The following is a 16690-nucleotide window of genomic DNA, read 5'->3' as shown; positions in this document are numbered from 1 at the left end:
GGGCGACCCCGGCCGGGGTCGCCCTCTCTCGTCGCTCTCCTCGCTCAGGTGGCTGTCAGGCACCTCTGCGCGGAGCCGGTGGCAGCGCGGCCGGGACGTGGTGCGTGCCGACGCGCTGCCACATCGACTGCTGGCCGACGCGGGCGCTGTGGGCACCCGCGCTGTAGGCGCTGTACGAGCCTCTGCTGCGCGGGATGCTCCTGAAGGACGTGAACCCCAGCTCCTCCTCGCCGCTGCGATCGCCCGGCAGTGATCGGAAGGACCTGACGTACTCGGCGTAGAGCGCGTCGTAGATCGGCGTGGCCGAGGGGCCGCCCTGGCGGTGGAAGGCGTCGTATGCGTACACGTATGTCCAAACGACCTTGCACGGGAAGAGATGCGGCCCAGGCCGTGGGCGTCCGGCGCCCGCACGGATGGCGCTCAGGTTCCCGCCAGCGGCAGCGCCGCCGCGACCAGCTGCCCGTTCGCCGCCGCCTTGTCCAGCGCGTCCCGCAGCAGGTCCTCGCGCGGCTGCCGTCCGATCGTCCCGACGGGCGCCGCGAACATCAGCACCTGCTGGTGCTTGTTGGCCGCCGTGCGCCAGCCCTCGGTGACCTGGAGGGGCTGGTGTGCCTGCCACCAGGCCACCGGCCGGCCGCCGTTCGTCCCCGGCTGGAGCACCGCGTGCAGCTGGCCCATCGCGAGCAGTACCGACCAGCCGTGCAGCACGGCCGGGGTGGTGGACAGCTCGGTGACCGGCATGAAGCCCTGTTCGATGAGCAGCGGCAGGAAGTCGTCGCCGGCGCCGGCCGTGCCGGGCCGCGCGATGGGCGCGGTCGGCTCCACCACGAGGGCCGGGTGCAGCTCCCCGGCGATCAGGATCAGTCCGCTGGTGACGCCGAGCACGGCCTGCTCGGACGCGACCTTCTCGGGTGCGGCCTGCTCGGGCCCGGGGCGGGCGTTGTCGGCGTGGATGGACTTCACGGCCCCCTGGAGCTGCTCCTCGGTGACCTTGACGACCTGCGAGGGCAGACAGCCGGCGTGGGCGAAGGCGAGGACGGCGGTCTCGTCCCCGATGAAGAGAACGGTGCTGGTGCGCTCCTGCTCGCAGTCGCCCGGGGTGCGGCAGGACGTGCAGTCGTAGCTGCCCGGGGCGGACTCCCCGGCGAGCAGGCGGTCGGCTTCTTCGTCGCCGATCTCGGCGCGTACGTCGTCGCTGACGTCGAGCATGCGCGGCACGGGTGGCTCCCTCGGGATGCGGTGCGTGACCGGACCGGGTGGCTCCCGGGCCGTGGTCCGGGCGGATCCCCGGCTCATGCTGATGACAACGGGCGATCTGTGGCGGGAGTCACGCCCCATGGCCAACGGAATCGAACCATCCGGCGCGCGCGGTCATCCGCCGGGCGGGAGCGCTCACTTGCCGTCAACTGGTGCGTAACGCAGGGGCGTTGAGCTGATGAGGTGGTGCGCGGATCGCCATGACGGTTGGTCGACAAATCAGGAAATCAGCGAATGAAGTGGGTGTCCGGAAATGGCTGATACCCGAGGTAATGGCGGACTGGCCTGGAGCGACGGGCCGTTGGCCGATCCGGTCGGGCCCGCCTTCCGTTCGGGCCCGCCTTCCGGTCGTGACCACATCGCAATCGGACACGGACAACCAGAAGGCAGGGTTCCGGGTCTAACCGGACGACGAGAAGCCCAGGGAGGAACCGCACCGCATGACGCCGCCGGCCCCACCGGCCGCCCCGCTGCGCGCCGACTGCATCGGCGACTCCGCGGGCGGTCTGACCTTCGACGTCGCCGCGCGCGAGAACACCGGGGCGGCCCTCCTCATACTGCGCCGCCGCGCCTCCGACGCCGCCGACGACACGGTCAGCCTGCCGCTGGCCCCGGCCGCCGAGGGCCGGCTGCGCGCCGCGCTGCCCAGCAGCGTGGCCCTGCCCGAGGGCCGCTGGGACGCCTACGCGCGCGTGTCCGCCGGCGAACCGCGGCGCCTGGTGCCCGGCGTCACCGACCTGCGCTCCCTGGCCGACCGCACCCCGGGCGGACTGCTCGGCCACGTCGCCGTCCGCATCCCGTACGCCACCCGGCAGGGCAACCTCACCGTCCGCAGCTGGCTGCGCGCCCCGCACGCGGAGACGGGAAAGCTCGGCTTCGCGGACGGCGGGCTGACCGTACGCGGGCGGGTGTACGGCACGCAGCTCGCCCCCGGCGCCCACGTCGAGCTGCGGGCCCGGCCCGGCGCCGGTGAGGGCGCCGTACGTCGGCTGGACGTCGCGGCCGACCGGGCGGAGTTCGGCTTCACCGTGCCCTACGACACCCTCGCGCCGGGCGAGTGGGACCTGTGGCTGCGGCCCGCCGGTGAGCCCGGTCCGCTCGTGCGCCTCGCGCGGCTGCTGGACGACGTCGCCGACAAGCACCCCGTCTTCACCTATCCACGCGCGCGCGTGCTGACGCCGCACGGCCCCGTTGAGGCCGGGCCCTACTACACCCGGGACAACGACCTGTCGCTGTCGGTCACCCGGGTGGAGTCCTGACGACCGCGGACAGAACCTGTCCGCGACCGCTGGCAGACTCGGCGCCATGCTCGAGACCTCGGCACGACTCCTGCGCCTGCTCTCCCTGCTCCAGGCCCACCGCGAGTGGTCCGGCACCGACCTCGCCGACCGCCTCGGCGTCTCCCCGCGCACCGTGCGCCGGGACGTGGACCGGCTGCGCGAGCTGGGCTACCCCGTCAACGCCAGCCCCGGCACCGGCGGCGGCTACCAGCTGGGCGCGGGCGCCGAGCTGCCGCCGCTGCTGCTGGACGACGACGAGGCCGTCGCCGTCGCCGTCGGACTGCGCACGGCCGCCGGGCAGGGCATCGAGGGCATCGGCGAGACCTCCGTCCGTGCCCTCGCCAAACTGGAGCAGGTGCTGCCGAACCGGCTGCGGCGCCGCGTGGGCGCCCTCAACGCCTTCACCGTGCCGATGCTGCGCGGCCCCGGGCCCTCCGAGGTCGACCCGGGCGTCCTGACCGAGCTGGCCAACCTGTGCCGGGACGGCGAGCGGCTGCGCTTCGCCTACCGGGGCCACGACGGCACCGACAGCCGGCGCACCGTGGAGCCGTACCGGCTGGTGTGCTCCGAGCGCCGCTGGTACCTGGTCGCCTTCGACCTCGACCGCGCCGACTGGCGCACGTTCCGGGTGGACCGGGTCACGCCCAAGCCGCCGCACGGCCCCCGCTTCGTCCCGCGCGAGCCGCCCGCGGAGGACCTGGCCGCCTACGTCTCCGAGGGCGTCTCCACGCGCGCGTACGCCACCCACGCGGTCGTCCGGCTGCTGGTGCCGCTGGAGGAGGCCGCCGAGCGGATCTCGCCCACGGCGGGGGTCCTGGAGGCGGAGGGCCCGGGCAGCTGCCTCCTGCGCACCGGAGCCGGAAGCCTGGACGTCATGGTGGTGCACCTGATGCTGCTCGGCTTCGACTTCGAGGTGCTGGAGCCGGCCGGGCTGACGGAGGCGATCCGGACCGGACGCGACCGGCTGACCCGCGCCCTGTCCCGGTCCGAGCGGCCCGCGACCGGCGAGGGGAACCTGTGAGCGAGCGATGTACTTCCTGTGCTGATGTCCGATCTCCGCAAGACATCCGCAAGTCCGTTCGCGGGCGTTCGAACGTGAAATGCGGGGGAGCGCCGGGGACGCTTCGGAGACCTTTTCCGCCCGCCTATTCGATGGCGCGATGCGACACGCGGCAATTCGCCGGCCGTGACCCTGGAAGGCGTACAAAACCGTCCGTCCGTGTGACGGAGTTCGACCAAAACAGGGACCGTGATCCTGTGACAGAAATGTGACCGTAGGTGCATCTGTGGCCCGTGTTACCGGCCTGGGCTTCCCCGGTCGTGGAGCAGGGCTTAGCGTGGCGGCATGGCACCGATTCCGACACCACCGGCCGAACCCCAGGACAGTCCGGACGCATACGTCGGCCTCGAATCCGCCGCGGCCGAACGGCTCGCGCGGGAGCGGGGCTGGTCGACGGTGCGGTCACTGGCGCCGGGGACGGTCATCACCATGGAGTACCGCGTGGGCCGCCTCAACTTCGAGGTGAAGGACGGCCGCGTGGCGCGGTCCTGGAAGGGCTGACGCGCGGGGGAGAGGCGGTGCGTAGCGGTCCCCGCGCCGGGTCAGCCGCCCGACAGGGGGCGTGCGGCCGGGGCGGCGCCTCGCGGATGGCGGTCGGCGTGCGGCGGCCTGCGGCTGCCGGCCGGGGTCACCGGCGTACGGTCCGAGCGGGCCGTGTGCGGGCCCGGAGCGAGGTACGCCGGGGCCCGGGTGCGCGGCGCGGCGACCGGCTCGCGCAGCGGGGTCTTCTCCGGGTCACGGGCGGGGGGCGTGAGGACCGCGGGCGGGCTGACCGGCAGCTTCGTCGCCGCCGTACGGCCGAGGCGGGCGAACAAGCGGTCGCGCAGGCCGAGGATCCAGGCCTCGGCGCGAGTGATCAGCGGCTCGAACCACGGCAGCGCCAGCAGGATCAGCAGCCCCGCCGCCCAGCCGAGGAGCACGTCGCTGAGCCAGTGCGTACCGAGGTAGACGGTGGACATGCCCACCCCGAGTGAAACGACCGCCGACAGGGCCGACAGCCAGCGCCGTGCCCTGGGCGTCGAGGCCAGATAGGCCAGGATGCCCCAGGTCACGACGGCGTTCGCGGTGTGACCGCTCGGAAATATATCGCCGCCGAGCCACATCTCGTTCGAGCCGACCGTGGTCGCGTAGTGCGGCCCGAGCCGGCCCATGCCGATCTTGGCGGCTCCCACCGTGACGTTCAGCAGGAGCAGGGAGACACCGAGCGCGAGCAGGGGGCGCAGCGTGTGCTGCCGCCAGGAGCGCCAGCCGAGCCACGCCGCGACCATCACCGCGGTGGGGCCGCGCTGGCCGAGCACCACGTAGTAGTCGACGAACGCGTGGAGTTCCGGCCACTGCTGGTAGGGCCGGAAGAACATGACCTGCCAGTCGAGCCGGACCAGCCACGAGGTGATCAGCACGGCCCACACGATCGCGACGTAGAACGCGAGGGTTCCCGAGAACAGCGCAATCCTGTGCCGGCTCATCTCCGGCACGTCCAGGAGGGCCGGTCGTTCCGGCTCCCGGTCAAGTCTCGCGAACACCCGGTCCAGACGGGTGAGGTTCCGTTCGGTACGCACCCAATCGACGTTACAGCGAGTGAGGAGTGATCCCGGCCGAATCAACGGCTTTGTGATGACGATGTGATGTGGGATTCCTCTCAGGGAGTGGTTTATTTCCGAGGAATCCGCAATCCGGGGCGACGGTGGACTTCATTTCCTTTGATCGGTCCGGTCGGCGGTTTTATCGTGCTTATGAATTCGTTAACCGAATGCTGGTACGGAATTCTCCCGGCGGCCATCGGGCGGCCCGTACCGGTCAGGGCGGCCCGGAGCCGTTCAGCCAGAACGCCCCGTACACCGCCGAAGCCACCGCGACACCGCCCACGATCAGCGCCGACCTGGAGGTTCGCAGCCGGGCGAGGGCGACGGCGAGGGGCAGCAGCAGCGGGAAGGCGGGCATCAGCAGCCGCGGTTTCGAGCCGAAGTAGCTCGACGCGCACAGGGCGAGGGCGACGACGATCCCCGCGTACACCAGCAGCGCGAGCGGCTGGCGCTGCCGTACGCACACGACGTACAGCCAGACCAGCAGCGCCACCCCGACGACCAGACCGACGCCCGCCAGGGCCGACGGGAACGACGTGAACCTCCCGGCGACGAAACGGGCGAAGGCCACGCCTCCGTCGAAGCCGTTGCGCCAGCCGGCCTGGACGTCGAGGTAGCCGAGCGGGCCCTTGCCGGTGCGGTGTCCGACCCAGAGCACGTACCCGGCGGCGCCCAGGGGCGCGAGGAGCATGCCGAGTACACGCCGCGCGCCGTCGCCGGGGGCGCGCTCCGGGCCGTGGGCGCCGTCCGGGACGGCCTCGCTCCGGCTTCGCACGAATGCCACGACCGCGGCCGCCCACACCGCCGCCGCCACCGCGAGCCCGACCGGACGGGTCAGCCCGGCCAGCGCGGCCAGGGCCCCCGCCGTCACCCAGCGCCCGGTCAGCACCGCGTACAGCGACCAGGCGGCCAGCGCCGTGAACAGGGACTCGCTGTACGCCATGGACTGCACGATCCCGACCGGCAGCACGGCCCACAGCAGCACCGCGCACACCCCGGCCCGGCAGCCGTACACATGGTCGGCCACCGCGAAGATCCCCCAGGCCGCGGCGAGCGAGGCGAGGAGGCTCACGACGAACCCCGCGTCCGCGTGCGACATGGGCGTCACCGCCGCGCCGAGCCGCTCCAGCCAGGGCAGCAGCGGGAAGAAGGCCAGATTGGAGTGGACGTCGCCGCCCGGCAGCCGCACCTCGTAGCCGTAGCCCAGGTCGGCGACCCTGGTGTACCAGAGGGAGTCCCAGCGGGCGGTCAGCAGCGTGTACGCGCTCTTGTCGCGCGCGGCGCTCCACAGGGCCAGGGCGAGCAGGCCCAGGGCGCGTACGGCCGCGTAGCCGAGGAGCGCCGGGGCAGCCCGGCGCAGGGCACCTGGGCGGCCCGCCGTGCGCGTTTCAAGATCGGTCACGGGCTCGATTATCTGCCGGGGCCGGCAGTGATCGGCGGGCCGGGGCGGGCGGGGCCCGGGGCGCAGTGGCGCATGCCACACGGGTGACGCGGGATGTGTGAGGCCCGCCACGTGTGCGATGCCCGGTCTCGCGTACTCTGGCGAGTCACTCGCGTTCCGTTGCACGGCCCGGAGACCCCGCTCCTCTCCGGCCGAGCCGCAGGGAGTCCCCACCCCGCGCAGCCCGCCGGACGCGAGGGAACATCTTGGAGGTACGTACATGTCCGGGACGACCACGGCTGCCACCGCACTGCGCCGCCGGGCGGCCGGGGCCGGTGCCAACCGCTGGGTGGTTCTGGTCGTCCTCTGCGTCAGCCTGCTGCTCGTCGCCGTCGACGCGACCGTGCTGCACGTGGCGGTCCCCGCCGTCACCGAGGACCTGAGGCCCGGCGCGATCGAACTGCTCTGGATCGTCGACATCTACCCGCTGGTCTGCGCCTCGCTGCTGATCCTGTTCGGCACGCTGGGCGACCGGGTGGGTCGCAGACGGATCCTTCTGCTCGGCTACGCGCTCTTCGGCGTCGCCTCCGCGCTGGCGGCCCTCGCCGACAGCGGCCAGCTGCTGATCGTGGCCCGCGCGCTGCTCGGCGTCGGCGGCGCGATGATCATGCCGGCGACGCTGTCGATCCTGCGCCAGGTCTTTCCCGACCGGCGGGAACGGGCGATGGCCATCGGCATCTGGAGCGCCGTCGCCGCGGTCGGCGCGGCGGTCGGCCCGCTGCTCGGCGGCTTCCTGCTGGAGCACTTCTGGTGGGGCTCGGTCTTCCTCGTCAACATCCCGCTGATGCTGGTCAGCCTCCCGGTGGGGCGGCTGCTGCTGCCCGAGTCGAAGGGCGACGGCCGCGGGCCCTGGGACGTGGTCGGCGCGCTGATGGCGGCGGGCGGTCTGTTCGGCGTCGTCCTGGGCGTGAAGCGGCTGGGCGGCGGCGAGCCGGTGGCCAGCGTGTTCACCGTGCTGCCGCTGGTGGTGGGCGCGGCCCTGCTGGTCGCCTTCGTACGACGGCAGCGGCGGCGTACGCATCCGCTGGTGGACCTGGAGATGTTCCGGCGGCCGGCGTTCAGCACGTCGGTGGGGTGCATCGTGCTGGCGATGCTGGCGCTGGTGGGTCTGGAGCTGATCGCGGCCCAGTACCTGCAACTGGTGCTCGGGCTGTCCCCGCTGGAGACCGGGCTGCGGCTGCTGCCGCTGACCTTCGCGGCGATGGCCGCGGGGCTGGCGGGCGCGCGGATGCTGCGGAGGTTCGGGCCGCGGCGGATGGTGTGCGCGGGGTTCTGCCTGACCGCCTTCGCGGTGGTGCTGCTGACGGCGATGGGCCGGGCCGACAACTGCGCGCTGATGCTGTCCGGGTTCGTGCTGCTCGGCTTCGGGCTGGAGACGACGCTGTTCGGGGCGTACGAGTCGATGCTGAGCGAGGCGCCGCAGGAGCAGGCCGGCGGGGCGGCGGCGATCGGGGAGACGTCGTACCAGCTGGGCGCCGGGATCGGGATCGCGCTGCTGGGCAGCGTGATGAACGCGGCGTACGCGCCCGGGCTGGCGGGGGGTGTGCCCGGGGTGCCGGGGCCGGCGTCGGCGGCGGCGGGGCATTCGCTGGGGGAGGCGTACGAGGTCGCCGCGCAGCTCGGCGGGCCCGCGGGGGTCGCGCTGCGGCGGGCTGCCGGGGACGCGTTCGTGCACGGGCTGCATGTGACGTTGGTGGTGAGTGCGGGGTTGTTGCTGTTGGGGGCGGTGATGGCGTTGCGGTTGCCGCGGGTGATGCAGTGCGAGGCCGTGGCCGTGCCCGCGCCTCGGGACGCGGTGGAGTCCCGTGTCTCGGTGTGAGCGATTGCTCTCCCACCCACGCACCACCCGTTTGCTGTCCGTCACCAGGTGGACGTCGCCCGTGGGGGTGCGCCGCCGTCGGCGGCTTGCGGTGCGTGGGTGGGGCGCAAGCGCAGCCGCAGCCGGAGCACTGGCCGCGGACGCCGATGGCGCTCAGCCACCCACGGGCGACGTACACCTCCTGGTCGGCGGTGAACGGGTGGTGCGTGGGTGGGAGAGCAGGGTGGACGTGCGCCACACTGCCGCGTAACGTCGACTTCGAGCCGTAACTAGCACTGCTAGTTTTATCGTTCCGGAGGGTGTCCCCATGGCCGCGTCCCCCAAGTTGCCCGCGTTCGACCCCGCCGACCCGCTCGGCGTCGACGATCTCCTCGAACCGGAGGACCTGGCGATCCGGGACACCGTTCGCACCTGGGCCACGGACCGCGTGCTGCCGCACATCGCTCAGTGGTACGAGAACGGCGAGCTGCCCGGCATCAGGGACCTCGCCCGCGAACTCGGCGCCATCGGCGCACTCGGCATGTCGCTCGACGGCTACGGCTGCGCCGGCGCGAGTGCCGTGCAGTACGGGCTCGCCTGCCTGGAGCTGGAGGCGGCCGACTCCGGCATCCGTTCCCTGGTCTCCGTGCAGGGCTCCCTCGCCATGTACGCCATCCACCGCTTCGGCAGCGAGGAGCAGAAGCAGGCCTGGCTGCCGCGCATGGCCGCCGGCGAGGTCATCGGCTGCTTCGGGCTGACCGAGCCCGACCACGGCTCCGACCCCGCCAACATGCGCACCCACGCCAAGCGCGACGGCGGCGACTGGATCCTCAACGGCCGCAAGATGTGGATCACCAACGGGTCGGTGGCCGGTGTCGCCGTGGTCTGGGCGCAGACCGAGGACGGGATCCGCGGCTTCGTCGTGCCCACGGACAGCCCCGGCTTCTCGGCGCCCGAGATCAAGCGCAAGTGGTCGCTGCGGGCCAGCGTCACCAGCGAGCTGGTCCTCGACGACGTACGGCTGCCCGCCGACGCCGTACTGCCGGAGGTCACCGGACTGCGCGGACCGCTCAGCTGTCTCTCCCACGCCCGCTACGGCATCCTCTGGGGCGCGATGGGCGCGGCCCGCAGCTCCTTCGAGGCGGCCGTGGAGTACGCGAAGTCGCGGGAGCAGTTCGGGCGGCCCATCGGCGGCTTCCAGCTCACCCAGGCCAAGCTCGCCGACATGGCGGTCGAACTGCACAAGGGGATTCTGCTCGCCCATCATCTCGGGCGGCGCATGGACGCCGGCCGCCTGCGTCCCGAGCAGGTCAGCTTCGGCAAGCTCAACAACGTACGCGAGGCCATCGACATCTGCCGTACGGCCCGCACGATCCTCGGCGCCAACGGGATCTCCCTCGAATACCCCGTGATGCGGCACGCGACGAACCTGGAATCGGTGCTCACCTACGAGGGCACCGTCGAGATGCACCAGCTGGTGCTGGGCAAGGCGCTCACCGGACTCGACGCCTTCCGGTAGTCGGTCGGCAGGAGCGCGCAGGAGTCCGGCGGGGGCGGGGCCGTGGTGTGCGGCCCCGCCTCAGCTCTGGTTGAAGAAACCGTCGGAACGGTGCGCGGCCGGCTCGCCGCTGATGACCTGGGTGTCGGCCGGGCTCAGCAGGAACACCCGGGTGGACACCCGCTCGATCGAACCGCGCAGACCGAAGATCAGGCCGGCCGCGAAGTCGACCACACGCTTGGCGTCGGTGGCCTCCATGGCCGTCAGGTTCATGATGACCGGGACCCCGTCCCGGAACAGCTCGCCGATGGACCGTGCGTCCCGGAAGCTGTCCGGGGTGACGGTCGCGATGCGGCGGCCCTTCTCCTCCGCCACGTCCGAGGCCACCTTCACCCGCGGGTCCGTGACCCAGGCCTCCCCGGACTCGGTGCCCTCGGAGTAGTCGTCGTCGTAGTAACGCTCGTCATCGTTGTCGTCGACGAGGCCGAGCCACGCACTCGCCTTGCGTACCGATCCCATGGACGCCTCCTCTCACAGCGGTCTTTCGTGCTTCCGCATCCCTATGGTCATCCATGATGCGGACGTCGCGCCAAGTGGATAGACGCCGCCCGGGGGGTTTGTGACGGTACTGGTGCACAGCGAATCCGTCGAGAGTCCTTGTGTCCCAAGGGTCCTTTCCCAAACGGATGCTGACTGTGAGTGAAATATGATTCTTCCCGGCACACGGGTGAGGGAGGGTGCGTACGGGTGAACGCGGCGATCGATACGATGCCGCAGCTCAACGTCGTACGCACCACGGGGGAATGTCGTGTTCGGAATCGTCAGGCCGTGCAGGCACCGGCTCGGGGAGAGCCTCACGAGCCAGTGGATGGCGCATTTGTGCGGGTTGTGCCTCGCGCTGCGCAAGGACCACGGACAGTTCGCGCGGATCGTGACGAACTATGACGGGCTGCTCATATCGGTTTTGACGGAGGCTCAGGCCCACGGCGGGGCCGGGACCGGCGGGGGTGCCGGGCGGCGCAAGGCCGGGCCGTGCCCGCTGCGCGGGATGCGCACCGCGTCCGTCGCGCACGGTGAGGGCGCCCGGCTCGCGGCGGCCGTCTCCCTGGTGCTGGCCTCGGCCAAGGTGCGCGACCATGTCGCCGACGGAGACGGGCTGCTGGCCCGCCGGCCGGTGGCCCTCGCCGCCCGCCGGATCGCCACGGGCTGGGACGCGGCCGGCGCCCGCGGCGGCGGTGCCGTCGGGTTCGACACCGGCGTACTGGTCGACGCCGTCGACCGGCAGGGCGGCATCGAGGCGCTCGCCGGGCCCGGCACGCCCCTGCTCACCGTCACCGAGCCGACGGAGACCGCGACCGCGGCCGCGTTCGCGCACACCGCGTACCTCGCCGGACGGCCGCACAACGCGGAGCCGCTCGCCGAGGCCGGACGCCTCTTCGGCCGGCTCGCCCACCTCCTCGACGCCGTGGAGGACAAGGAAGCTGACGCCTCGTCGGGCGCCTGGAACCCGCTCACCGCCACCGGGACCCCGCTCACGGAGGCCCGGCGGCTGGCGGACGACGCCGTGCGCGGAGTGCGGCTCGCGCTGCGCGAGGCGGAGTTCAGCGACGGTCGGCTGGTGCACCGGCTGCTCGTGCACGAGCTGGGCAACTCCGTCGACCGCGCCTTCGGCACCGTCTCCTGCGCGCACGGCGGCCACCCGTACGCCCCGCCCGGAACCCCAGGCGCCCCAGGCGCCCCAGGCGCCCCGGGTGCCCCGGGTGGGCCGACGCCCCCGGAGCCGCCCCGCCGCGACCGGCGGGGGCTGCTCGCGGGGTGCGCCGTGTGGCTCGGGCTGGCCTGTACGTGCCAGATGTGCTGCGGCACGTACCACGACCCCTGGAGCGGGGAGCGCAAGGAAGGGACGTGCGCCAACTGCGACTGCAGCGGGTGCGGTGACTGCTGCAGTTGCTGCGAGTGCTGCGGCAACTGCTGCGGTGACGACGGGTGCGGGTGCGACGGCTGCGACTGCGGCTGCAGCTGCTGAGACGGTCCGTTGTGCGAGGGTTGTCTCCATGACGACGGACGCATCCGACGAGTGGAAGCGGTGGCACGAGCAGCGGGTCGCGGCGGTCTCGGCGCCCTACGGGCCCCTCGCGCTGACCGGCACGTACTGGCTGGAGGACTATCCGGACGGTCAACTTCCGGACATCCCCGGGAACTGGTCGGCGGACGGCGACGCGGTACTGCTGACGGCCACCGGGACGGACGGGTTCACCGTGGACGGGCGGCCCCTCGACGGCGGGGTACGGCTCACGGCCGATCCGGGACCGGCGAGCGCGGCCCGGGTGGCCTGCGGCGAGCGGCAGATCGTCGTCCTGTTGCGCGAGGGCGCCTGGGGCGTGCGCGACTTCGACCCGGCCGCCGGGGCACGCCGGGCGTTCCGGGGCATCGCGGCCACGCCCTACGACCCGCGCTGGTCGGTGCCGGGGCGCTTCACCCCGTACGGCACCGGGCGGCGCAGTGTGCTGGTGCCCAACGCGGACGGGCGGGAGCGCGGGCTCGGTCTCGGCGGTGAGCTGGCCTTCACCCTGGACGGGCGGCACCTCACGCTCCAGGTGAGCGTCGAGGAGGACGGCTCGCTGTGGGCGGTCTTCGCCGATGCCACCAGCGGGAGCACCAGTTACCGCTTCCGGTTCCTGCGCCCGGCCGCCCCGGACGCCGAGGGGCGTACGACGGTCGACCTCAACCGCGCGCTGCTGCCGCCGTGCGCGTTCGCCGACCACTTCGTCTGCCCCTTCCCGCCGCCGGGGAACACCCTGGACGCCCGTATCGAGGCGGGGGAGCGCGAACTGCGCTGAGGTCCGCCGGGGGCGGTGGAAGTCGTTCAAAGGTTGACGGCCGAAAGGCACTCTTGCGCCGACCGGTCGTTCGGCCGAATACTCCAACCTCAGCGCTTGTCAGGGTCACGACGCATCCGGAACCCGGACGTCCACCCCTGGCTGCGCCTCACGGGCCCCAACCCCACAAGAGGGCCCCCGACTTCCTTTGTGGAGGAACGAAAAGTGAGGATCAAGCGCACCACCCCCCGCAGCGGTATCACGAGACGGACCCGGCTGATCGCCGTGTCCTCCGGCCTCGTGGCCGCGGCAGCGATCGCGATCCCCAGCGCGAACGCGGCACCCACCCCGGCCACCTTCACCGCCGCCGAACTGGGCAGCGCCAGCGGCGCGGTACTCGAGGCCGACGTCCCGGGCACCGCCTGGGCCGTCGACAGCAAGGGCGGCCGGGTGCTTCTCACGGTCGACAGCACGGTCTCCCAGGCCGAGATCGCGAAGATCAAGGAGCAGGCAGGCGACAAGGCCGGCGCGCTCACGATCAAGCGCACCCCCGGCACGTTCAACAAGCTCATCCAGGGCGGCGACGCCATCTACTCCAACAGCGGGCGCTGCTCCCTCGGCTTCAATGTCCGCAGCGGCAGTGGTGTCGACTACTTCCTGACCGCCGGCCACTGCACCGCCGGGGCCGGGACCTGGTACGCCAACTCCGGGCGTACCACCGTCCTCGGTTCGACCGCCGGGTCCAGCTTCCCGGGCAACGACTACGGCATCGTCCGGTACACCAACAGCTCCATCAGCAAGCCCGGTACCGCGAACGGGGTGAACATCACGCGCGCGGCCACCCCGAGCGTAGGCACCACCGTCATTCGTGACGGTTCCACCACCGGCACCCACAGCGGCCGGGTCACCGCCCTGAACGCCACCGTCAACTACGGCGGCGGCGATATCGTCCGCGGGCTGATCCAGACCACGGTCTGCGCCGAGCCCGGTGACTCCGGCGGTCCGCTCTACGGAAGCAACGGCACCGCGTACGGTCTGACGTCTGGCGGCAGCGGCAACTGCAGGTCCGGCGGTACGACGTTCTTCCAGCCGGTCACGGAGGCCTTGAGCGCCTACGGCGTCAACGTCACCTGAACCGTCCCCAAAGCGCAGGCGGCAGCACGACGAGCCCCCGCACACCAATCGGTGTGCGGGGGCTCCCCTCTGCCCTCCCCTTTGCCGGGACTGGTGCCGCCACCGCGTGTAGACGCACACTCAGAGACCGCGGCGCAAGGGCGAATTCAAGACATGGCCGGACCTTGTCGCCCGGTTCCCGGTTACTCGCTCGTAGCGTTTGCTGGATTGTTCGCTGCGCGAATCCTGCTGGAAGGGACATGAATGGTGAAGGACGTGTGTGCGCGCTGAAGTTGTCGTGCGCACGTCCTGAAGTCGACCTTGTGTGCCCTCTGTGTGTTCGGAAGAGTTAGCGCTCGTCAACCAGCCTTCCGGCCCGTGAGGTCCCCACAATCTCCCGGGCCGACCCCCCACAGGAGGACGTGAGTTGAAGCACCGACGCATACCCAGGCGGCGCGCCGCAGTCGTAGGTGCGGGTATCACCGCACTGGTCGCAGCGGGAGTCACCTTCCAGAGTGCGAACGCCAGCGAGGCCCCGGAGGCCTCCGCCCCCGAGACCCTGTCGGTCACGGCGGCCGGAAAGCTCGCCTCCACGCTGCTCGGCGACCTCGGCACCGACGCGGCGGGCACGTACTACGACGCGCAGGCGAAGAGCCTCGTCGTCAACGTGCTCGACGAAGCCGCCGCGCAGACCGTCGAGGAGGCCGGCGCCAAGGCGAGAGTCGTCGAGAACTCGCTCGCCGAGCTGAAGGGCGCGCGCACCACCCTCACCGAGGACGCCACCATCCCGGGTACCTCGTGGGCGACCGACCCGACCACCAACAGGGTCGTCGTCACCGCCGACCGCACGGTCTCGAAGGCCGAGTGGGCCAAGCTGACCAAGGTGGTCGACGGACTCGGCGCCAAGGCCGAGCTCAAGCGGACCAAGGGCGAGTACAAGCCCTTCATCGCGGGCGGCGACGCCATCACCGACGGCAGCGGCCGCTGCTCGCTCGGCTTCAACGTGACCAAGGGCGGGGAACCGCACTTCCTCACCGCGGGTCACTGCACCGAGGGCATCACCAGCTGGCAGGACGCCTCCGGCAACCAGCTCGGCGACAACGTGACGTCCAGCTTCCCGGACAACGACTACGGCCTGGTCAAGTACACCGGCCAGGTGGACCACCCGAGCGAGGTCAACCTCTACAACGGCTCCACCCAGGCCATCTCGGGTGCCGCCGACGCCACCGTCGGCATGGAGGTGACCCGCAGCGGCTCCACCACCCAGGTGCACTCCGGCGCGGTCACCGGCCTGGACGCCACCGTGAACTACGGCAACGGCGACATCGTCAACGGCCTGATCCAGACCGACGTCTGCGCCGAGCCCGGCGACAGCGGCGGCTCGCTCTTCTCGGGCGACAAGGCCGTCGGCCTCACCTCCGGCGGCAGCGGCGACTGCACCTCGGGCGGCGAGACCTTCTTCCAGCCGGTGACGGAGGCCCTGTCGGCCACCGGTACGCAGATCGGCTGAGCGGCACCGCGCCTGTGAGGTACCTCTGAGGTACCGCTGAAGTCCCGTCCCGCGCGCGAGGGGCGGGACTTCCGCGTGTTCGCGTGCGTACGGCAGCGTGTTCGCGGGCGTACGGCAGTGTGCTCGCGGACGTACGGCGGGTCAGTCGGCCTGCGTCGGCAGCTCCGCCTCCTGTCGCCTGCGGCGCAGCGCGGCCGCCAGGATCGTGATCACCGTCCCCGCGACCGCCCACGCCCACAGCAACAGCAGGGAGACGGTCGTGTCGTTGCCCTTGAAGTAGGCGATCGAACGGGCCGCCCAGGTGCCCGCGCCCGGTGGCAGCCACGGGCCGATCTCCCTCCAGAACGGCGGCAGCATCGGCAGCGGGAAGGCGCCGCCCGCGCTCGGGTTGCCCGCGATCACCACCAGCAGGATCGCCAGCCCGATGCCGACGATCCCGAAGACGCCCTGGAGGGCGAGGGTGGCGGCGCCCACCGCGAAGGTGATCAGCGCGCCGAGCCCCCACAGGTCCACCACGCTGCCGGGCAGCGCGCCCAGGATCGGCCCGACGATCACCGCGCCGCCGAGTCCGCCGACGATCGACACCAGGGCCATCACGATCAGCCGGATCGCCGCGCGACGCGGGTTGGCGGGCCGGGCGCCGGTGCTGATCGCCAGGATCGAGGCGCACAGATAACCGCCGACGCACCAGCCCACGACCAGGTAGAAGGACGACAGTCCGTCGAAGTCCCGGGGCGAGGCCGGGGCCACGTCGACGGTCCGCACCGTGCGGCCCTCGGCCTTCTCCACCTTGGCGACCAGGCCCTCCAAGGAGGTGGCGAGCACGGTCCCGCCACCGGAGGCGACCAGCAGGGTGTCCTCGGTGCCGCCCGGGCCCACGATCAGGGCGCCGTCGATCTCCCGGTTCTCGATCTGCCGCCGCGCGCTCTCCGCGTCGGCCACCGTGCGCGGATCCAGCGGCGACCCGGGCAGCCGCTCCAGCCTGCTCACCGTCCGCTCGGCGGCCGCCGGGGGCGCGACCACCCCGAAGGGCACGTCCTTCGGCTTCGGGTCGTGCAGCGCCCCGACGTAGGAGGCGATGAACAGCAGCTGGAGCGCGATCACGCCGAGCACGAGCAGGGTGGCCCGCGGGGTGACGGCGTCCTTCACCTCACCGAGGAAGGAGCCGCTGCGACGGTCGGTGACCGGGGTGTGCGACATGTCCCCACGGTCCGGGCCGACGGGCGTTTGCGCAGGTGGGGCGGGGCCGAACGGATGTCGCACACACTTTCGAAAATTGGTCTATGGTGGGGGTGAGGTAGTTGGGAACAGACGTTCGATAAGGCGTCGGT

General features: G+C 72.0%; 15 protein-coding genes. 9 read left to right on the top strand and 6 right to left on the bottom strand.

Annotation, left to right across the window (positions count from 1 at the left end; translation table 11 throughout):
* Positions 1-55 precede the first annotated feature (55 nt).
* Together ACFCZF_RS33500 and ACFCZF_RS33495 are read right to left on the bottom strand one after the other, a co-directional pair.
* A complete protein-coding gene (locus ACFCZF_RS33500) occupies positions 56-346 on the bottom strand; it encodes a hypothetical protein (protein WP_375909459.1) in 291 nt (96 codons plus the stop codon).
* A 74-nt stretch (positions 347-420) separates the two neighbouring features.
* Complete coding sequence (locus ACFCZF_RS33495; RefSeq protein WP_375909457.1) at positions 421-1218, bottom strand: hypothetical protein; 798 nt, start codon at positions 1216-1218, stop codon at positions 421-423.
* Between the two features lie 479 nt (positions 1219-1697).
* On the opposite strand from ACFCZF_RS33495, the gene ACFCZF_RS33490 reads away from it, so the two are divergent.
* From ACFCZF_RS33490 to ACFCZF_RS33480, 3 genes are all read left to right on the top strand, one after another.
* The gene (locus ACFCZF_RS33490; RefSeq protein ID WP_376674829.1) at positions 1698-2516 is read left to right on the top strand and encodes a hypothetical protein; all 819 of its coding nucleotides are present in this window, start codon (positions 1698-1700) and stop codon (positions 2514-2516) included.
* Between the two features lie 46 nt (positions 2517-2562).
* Entirely contained in the window at positions 2563-3558 is a 996-nt protein-coding gene (locus ACFCZF_RS33485) for a helix-turn-helix transcriptional regulator (protein WP_375909453.1), read from the top strand.
* Positions 3559-3882: 324 nt separating this feature from the next.
* Positions 3883-4098: an I78 family peptidase inhibitor gene (locus ACFCZF_RS33480; RefSeq protein WP_375909451.1), complete on the top strand. Its 216-nt coding sequence runs from the start codon at positions 3883-3885 to the stop codon at positions 4096-4098.
* Positions 4099-4139: 41 nt separating this feature from the next.
* Here the strand turns inward: ACFCZF_RS33480 and ACFCZF_RS33475 are convergent, their stop codons facing one another.
* Positions 4140-5156 (bottom strand): phosphatase PAP2 family protein, encoded by a 1017-nt coding sequence (locus ACFCZF_RS33475; RefSeq protein WP_375909450.1) that lies wholly within the window; start codon positions 5154-5156, stop codon positions 4140-4142.
* Between the two features lie 238 nt (positions 5157-5394).
* Complete coding sequence (locus tag ACFCZF_RS33470; protein ID WP_376674828.1) at positions 5395-6582, bottom strand: mannosyltransferase family protein; 1188 nt, start codon at positions 6580-6582, stop codon at positions 5395-5397.
* Positions 6583-6841: 259 nt separating this feature from the next.
* Here ACFCZF_RS33470 and ACFCZF_RS33465 point away from each other — a divergent pair, with 259 nt between their 5' ends.
* Both ACFCZF_RS33465 and ACFCZF_RS33460 read left to right on the top strand, forming a co-directional pair.
* On the top strand, positions 6842-8440 hold the full coding sequence (locus ACFCZF_RS33465; protein ID WP_376674827.1) for an MFS transporter: 1599 nt from the start codon (positions 6842-6844) through the stop codon (positions 8438-8440).
* A 307-nt stretch (positions 8441-8747) separates the two neighbouring features.
* Positions 8748-9938, top strand: coding sequence for an acyl-CoA dehydrogenase family protein (locus ACFCZF_RS33460; protein ID WP_376674826.1), 1191 nt, complete (start codon positions 8748-8750; stop codon positions 9936-9938).
* 60 nt (positions 9939-9998) lie between these two features.
* Here the strand turns inward: ACFCZF_RS33460 and ACFCZF_RS33455 are convergent, their stop codons facing one another.
* Positions 9999-10436 (bottom strand): cell division protein SepF, encoded by a 438-nt coding sequence (locus ACFCZF_RS33455; RefSeq protein ID WP_376674825.1) that lies wholly within the window; start codon positions 10434-10436, stop codon positions 9999-10001.
* A 289-nt stretch (positions 10437-10725) separates the two neighbouring features.
* Here ACFCZF_RS33455 and ACFCZF_RS33450 point away from each other — a divergent pair, with 289 nt between their 5' ends.
* The 4 genes from ACFCZF_RS33450 (at position 10726) to ACFCZF_RS33435 (ending at position 15359) form a co-directional block, all read left to right on the top strand.
* Positions 10726-11943 (top strand): DUF5685 family protein, encoded by a 1218-nt coding sequence (locus ACFCZF_RS33450; protein WP_376674824.1) that lies wholly within the window; start codon positions 10726-10728, stop codon positions 11941-11943.
* Between the two features lie 28 nt (positions 11944-11971).
* Positions 11972-12757, top strand: a complete 786-nt coding sequence (locus ACFCZF_RS33445) for a DUF1684 domain-containing protein (RefSeq protein WP_376674823.1) — start codon at positions 11972-11974, stop codon at positions 12755-12757.
* 204 nt (positions 12758-12961) lie between these two features.
* Positions 12962-13870, top strand: coding sequence for a S1 family peptidase (locus ACFCZF_RS33440; RefSeq protein WP_376674822.1), 909 nt, complete (start codon positions 12962-12964; stop codon positions 13868-13870).
* A gap of 406 nt (positions 13871-14276) precedes the next feature.
* Positions 14277-15359 (top strand): S1 family peptidase, encoded by a 1083-nt coding sequence (locus tag ACFCZF_RS33435; RefSeq protein ID WP_376674821.1) that lies wholly within the window; start codon positions 14277-14279, stop codon positions 15357-15359.
* Between the two features lie 141 nt (positions 15360-15500).
* On the opposite strand, the gene ACFCZF_RS33430 is transcribed toward ACFCZF_RS33435, so the two are convergent.
* Positions 15501-16559, bottom strand: a complete 1059-nt coding sequence (locus tag ACFCZF_RS33430; RefSeq protein ID WP_376674820.1) for a DUF3533 domain-containing protein — start codon at positions 16557-16559, stop codon at positions 15501-15503.
* Positions 16560-16690: the final 131 nt, after the last annotated feature.

This window comes from Streptomyces sp. NPDC056296, assembly GCF_042268605.1.
Lineage (GTDB): Bacteria > Actinomycetota > Actinomycetes > Streptomycetales > Streptomycetaceae > Streptomyces.
Note: the sequence above shows the minus strand (reverse complement) of the source record. Positions and strands in the feature narration are given on the sequence as shown.